The sequence below is a fragment of the Christiangramia sp. genome (assembly GCF_029937855.1).
Lineage (GTDB): Bacteria > Bacteroidota > Bacteroidia > Flavobacteriales > Flavobacteriaceae > Christiangramia.
Genome location: NZ_JAPYPC010000063.1, coordinates 1 through 4,652 on the forward strand (window position 1 = coordinate 1; position 4,652 = coordinate 4,652).

The 4,652-nt window shown below is 31.1% G+C and carries 5 protein-coding genes; all 5 read left to right on the plus strand.

The genetic code is table 11. The features are described from left to right. Positions 1-178 precede the first annotated feature (178 nt). The 5 genes from Q1K34_RS17755 (at position 179) to Q1K34_RS17775 (ending at position 4,451) form a co-directional block, all read left to right on the plus strand. A complete protein-coding gene (locus Q1K34_RS17755) occupies positions 179-877 on the plus strand; it encodes a cyclase family protein (protein WP_300442015.1) in 699 nt (232 codons plus the stop codon). A 156-nt stretch (positions 878-1,033) separates the two neighbouring features. Then, positions 1,034-1,603, plus strand: coding sequence for a hypothetical protein (locus Q1K34_RS17760; protein ID WP_300442018.1), 570 nt, complete (start codon positions 1,034-1,036; stop codon positions 1,601-1,603). A 148-nt stretch (positions 1,604-1,751) separates the two neighbouring features. Beyond that, on the plus strand, positions 1,752-2,894 hold the full coding sequence (locus Q1K34_RS17765; protein ID WP_300442021.1) for an erythromycin esterase family protein: 1,143 nt from the start codon (positions 1,752-1,754) through the stop codon (positions 2,892-2,894). Between the two features lie 195 nt (positions 2,895-3,089). After that, a complete protein-coding gene (locus Q1K34_RS17770) occupies positions 3,090-3,494 on the plus strand; it encodes a biopolymer transporter ExbD (RefSeq protein WP_300442024.1) in 405 nt (134 codons plus the stop codon). Positions 3,495-3,746: 252 nt separating this feature from the next. After that, positions 3,747-4,451 carry a hypothetical protein gene (locus Q1K34_RS17775; RefSeq protein WP_300442026.1) on the plus strand — a complete coding sequence of 235 codons (705 nt, stop codon included), beginning with the start codon at positions 3,747-3,749 and terminating at the stop codon, positions 4,449-4,451. The last annotated feature ends 201 nt before the right edge of the window (positions 4,452-4,652 follow it).

Consider the following 4,652-nt stretch of genomic DNA (forward strand, 5'->3'; position numbering starts at 1 on the left):
CTTTTGTTCTTTCCTATTAATATCTTAAAGTTAGAAAATCAAACTTAAGACGGGTATTGCCGAAGAAGTGTAATTTTAGAAACCAAGAAAGAAAATGGTTAATCCGACAAGTCCGCGCCCCTACTCCCGCAACTTATGAATCGTAACCGTGGCCCACAATTTTCAGAAACATTCGCAAATGAACGAAATTATCGATTTGAGTCAGGAAATATATGAAGGTATGCCTGTTTATAAAGACCTTCCTCAAGTTAAAATGACAATTCATAATTCTCATGAAAAATGGAATGGAATTAAAAATCCGAAAACTAAAACTCCTGCAGTTCATAAATTAGAATTAGGAGAACATACAGGAACACATGTCGATGCTATTAATCACATGGAAATTCAACATATAGGAAAATCAATCGATATGATGCCTTTATCCATGTTCTATACAGAAGGTATATGTCTTGACCTTTCAAATAAAAATTTAAAAGAACTTATTGAACCTGAAGAAATTAAAATAGCTTGTTCTAAGGCTAATTTAGAAATTAAGAAAGGTGATACTGTGTTACTTTATACGGATCATTACCGAAAACATTTCAATACTAAAAATTGGGGAAGTGGACCCGGAATATCTATTTCATGTGCAAGATGGTTAGGAGAAAAGAAAATATCTGCATTCGGTGTAGAAACTATGTCTCCAGGTGTTTCAGGATTATCTAATAGAGAAGTTCATCATATATGTGGAGAAATGAACTTTACTCATTATGAAAATATGATAAATCTTCACAGTTTAATAGGAAGAGGAAGATTTAGATTTATAGGATTACCGCTCAAAATACGTGGAGGAACTGGTTCTCCTGTAAGAGCAGTTGCCGTTTTTGAAAACGAGTAAAAACTGTGGGCATAGACGGTTCATCGCTAATAGACGGTAGCGTTAGAAAGAAAATATTTAACTTGACCAACAAACCAATTCTAAGCCGACAAATCCGCGTCCCGTACTCCGCCAACTGACGAAGTAAAGGGGACCGTTGGGCAGCATTAAAGAATTATGAGAATAAGAATAAAATTTCTGATTTTTGGTCTGATAACATTTGTTGGATGTGATAAAGTTGAAGAAAAAAATTCAGTCAATGTGAAGCAAGAAATCGCTAAATTAAAATCTTCATCAGACCAGGAAGAATATCTAGAATATATCTATGAATCAGACCAAGATATTCGAGATGGACGAAGCTCTGAAATTGTACTAAAATATGGAAAGAACTCAAGTCAATATCAAAACTTTGTTTATCTAATAGATTCAATTGACCAACTGAATTTAAAAAGAATTGACCTTTATTTAAGTACATTTGGCTATCCATCAAAAGATTCAGTTTCAAATCGTGCTTTAACAGCCCCTTGGATCGTAGTCCATCACTCTACAGATATTCAGGAAAGAAGGAGATTTTTTCCATTGTTGCAGAACGCGTATGAAAACCAGAACATAAATTCTGACCAATTTGAATTATACTTAGGTAGAACATATCAGTTCGAATTCGGGAAATATCCGTCAACTGAAGGTGCTTACCAAATAACTGACAAAATCAACCGACTAATTAAAGAACTTAATTTGGGTAAATAACGCAGCCCAACAAAGACGGTTCACCGCAAATAGCGGGTAGCTGGTTGAAAATGGTTATTTTAGAGATTAATTATTAAAACACTAATCCGACAAATCCAAGTTCTTATTCCCGCACTTGCGAACCGGGGACGTTGGCAACAATATCAACATGCAACATAAAAACAAGATTTTACTTTTATTACTTTTAATCAGTAAGCTGTCATTTGCTCAAATTGAGAATAATTTATATGAATTAGACTCTATAAATGATCTTCTAACGAGTGAAGTACAGCTAATTATTTCAAATAATATTGAGGATAAAAGAGTTGTATTTTTAGGAGAGTCCGGACATCATATTGGATCAGATTTTTTGGCTAAATCACAGTTCGTAAAATACTTGGTTGATGAAAAAGGATATAAGGATATTGTCTTCGAAAGTGATTTTTTCGGATTATACTTTGATCATGAAAAATACAACATTTTCCCACATTGGTCACTTTCAGTTCAATGTCAGGAATTATATAAATTTTTAGAAGAAAATAATGTCACAATTTGGGGATTGGATAATCAAACTCATTCATATTATACATACCATAACTTTCTTGAAAAACTGACAAATTTCATGAATGAAAATGCCCTTGAATTTAAAAAGGAATTTATGGTTTTGGTTGACAAAATCCTTAAAAATGGTTCTTCAGCGAAAAGAGAAATTAAAAATAATGAGGCTGAATTTTTAATCGCAGAACTTGATGAATATCTTCTAAATGAGAAAGTCAAATCTAATGCACTTTGGCATCAAATATTAGAAAGCTTTAAAAGTACAGTCCAAATTTATACTATAAATAGTAATAAAAAAGATGGCATTCCAATTAGGGATAAACAAATGGCTGAAAATTTAGATTTTTTAGTGAATAAATTTCTTGACAAAAAATTTATCGTATGGGTTGCTAATTCACATATGGCGAAGTATGAATACGATTTTATGAAAGGTAAAACAATGGGAAGTCAATTCGTGGAAATGAATCCAGGTACTTCATATCACATTGCTGTTTCTTCCATTCAAATGCCTTATCGAACTAAAAGAAGTATAGAGAAATATATTAATGATAAAGATAACTTATTGCACTTTTTGCCTTCTATAGATATGAATTATTTTATCGATTCTAAACAATTGATATATGATAATCCGAACTTTGAAAACAAACAGTTTGAAGGATTGTTCAATTTAGACAAAAGTAAAACAAACTGGTTTAAGCATTTTGATGCTCTAGTATTTATTGGAAAAGGTGAAAGAACGGAAACAATGAAATAAGAGATACTGTTGCCAAGTCGGTTTAGCGCAAATAGCGGGCAATGTAGTGAAAAGTACTATTTTAGTCATCAAGTAACAATCAACTAAACCAACAAGAACGTATCCCTACTCCACGCTACTTGTCTTAACCAAGACCGTTGTAAACAATAGCGACAAAAATATTTTATAAACAACTAAAGTAAATAACAGAGTATTATGCTTAAAAAATTAACCTTCTTTTTTCTGATAATTTTTATTGGAAATAGTGTTGTAGCACAGGATTCAGATCCGATAAACTCAACTTATGTAAATCTATTTATAAGTGCAGATAAGACGATATTTGTTGAGACGGAGAAAACCGATTTTGAAAATGTAGAACAAAAAGTTTCAAAAATGCTTAGAAATAAACCATTTAAAGTTGATCAACCAGTTACATACAGAATATTTGCAGATGAAAAACTTAAAATGGGATTTTTAATAGATATTAATCAAGAACTACTTTCTGCACATAAAGAAAATGTAAGATTTGAAAAATATTTATTAAACACAACTAAACTAGATATTGATGGCGCAAATTGGTTTGATTCAATTGACCTAAAAAAATTAAAAAAGGTCAATTAATTTAAAATCACGGTTAAACAGAGAGTACAACTTGAGTCATTAAGTAGAAAAATAGGGGTTACAAATCACTATTTTTAATTCCGGCAAGATCGAAATTCTGATTGAATGCTACTGTTTACAACGGTTCGTCGCCAATAGACGGTTTTGTTAGAATGAAAATAATTAACTTGACCAACAAATCAATACTAAGCCGACAAACCTGACTCCATTCCCTAAACTCAAATCGCTAGTGTCTTGTTTTATAATATTAATTTGATCCCAACTAAAAACATCCTAATACTATCCTTAGCCTTTATATTCTTTACCATAATTGGCACAATTAGTCATGAGACTGGTCATATAGTAGTTGCAGAAAGTTTAGGATATAATACAAGCCTACATTACGGAAGTATGAATTATGATAATTCAGAACTCAATAACAAACTGGATTCAATTTATTCCAAAAATAAATATCAAATCGAAAATAATCTACCTTTTGAACAAAGAAACAATTTTGAAGAAGGTAAAGAAAGATTAGAATCAGATAGTATAAAAATCACATTAGGTGGTCCATTACAAACAACTATTACAGGATTATTAGGTCTGGTTTTACTTTTAAAAAGAAAGAAAAGAATAAAAAATCGTGGATTAAAGATTATTGATTGGCTAGGTATTTTTCTTGCATTATTTTGGCTGAGAGAAATCTTTAACCTAATCCATTCTTTAGGATTCGAAATTATATATAATCAGGGTAATTATTTTGGTGGTGATGAAAGATATATTTCCGAATATTTCAATTTAGGATCTGGGGCGATTCCTGTTATTTTAGCCATTACTGGAATAGTCATTTCGATGTATGTAGTATTTAGAATTATCCCTGAAAAATTTAGATTACCATTTATCATAAGTGGTTTTGTAGGGGGATTTACAGGTTTTATAATTTGGTTCCACATTTTAGGTCCGCATTTAATCCCATAATGAGTATAGCACTTCTAACGATTTTCCCTATTGATATCACTTTATAGTCTAAAAGTTAAGACAATAAACAAAGTCCCTCTACTGTAAATTCCTTTTTAGAATTGAACATTTCCTCATTAAATTGCATAAAAATTAGTCACCGGAATTACTGCTCATTTAAATAACCGATCAATAATATTCTACTATTTTAGCAACTTTAAA

Coding starts and splice junctions, on each gene's coding strand:
- Q1K34_RS17755 (WP_300442015.1), top strand. CDS start 179: ATGAACGAAATTATCGATTTGAGTCAGGAAATATATGAAGGTATGCCT.
- Q1K34_RS17760 (WP_300442018.1), top strand. CDS start 1,034: ATGAGAATAAGAATAAAATTTCTGATTTTTGGTCTGATAACATTTGTT.
- Q1K34_RS17765 (WP_300442021.1), top strand. CDS start 1,752: ATGCAACATAAAAACAAGATTTTACTTTTATTACTTTTAATCAGTAAG.
- Q1K34_RS17770 (WP_300442024.1), top strand. CDS start 3,090: ATGCTTAAAAAATTAACCTTCTTTTTTCTGATAATTTTTATTGGAAAT.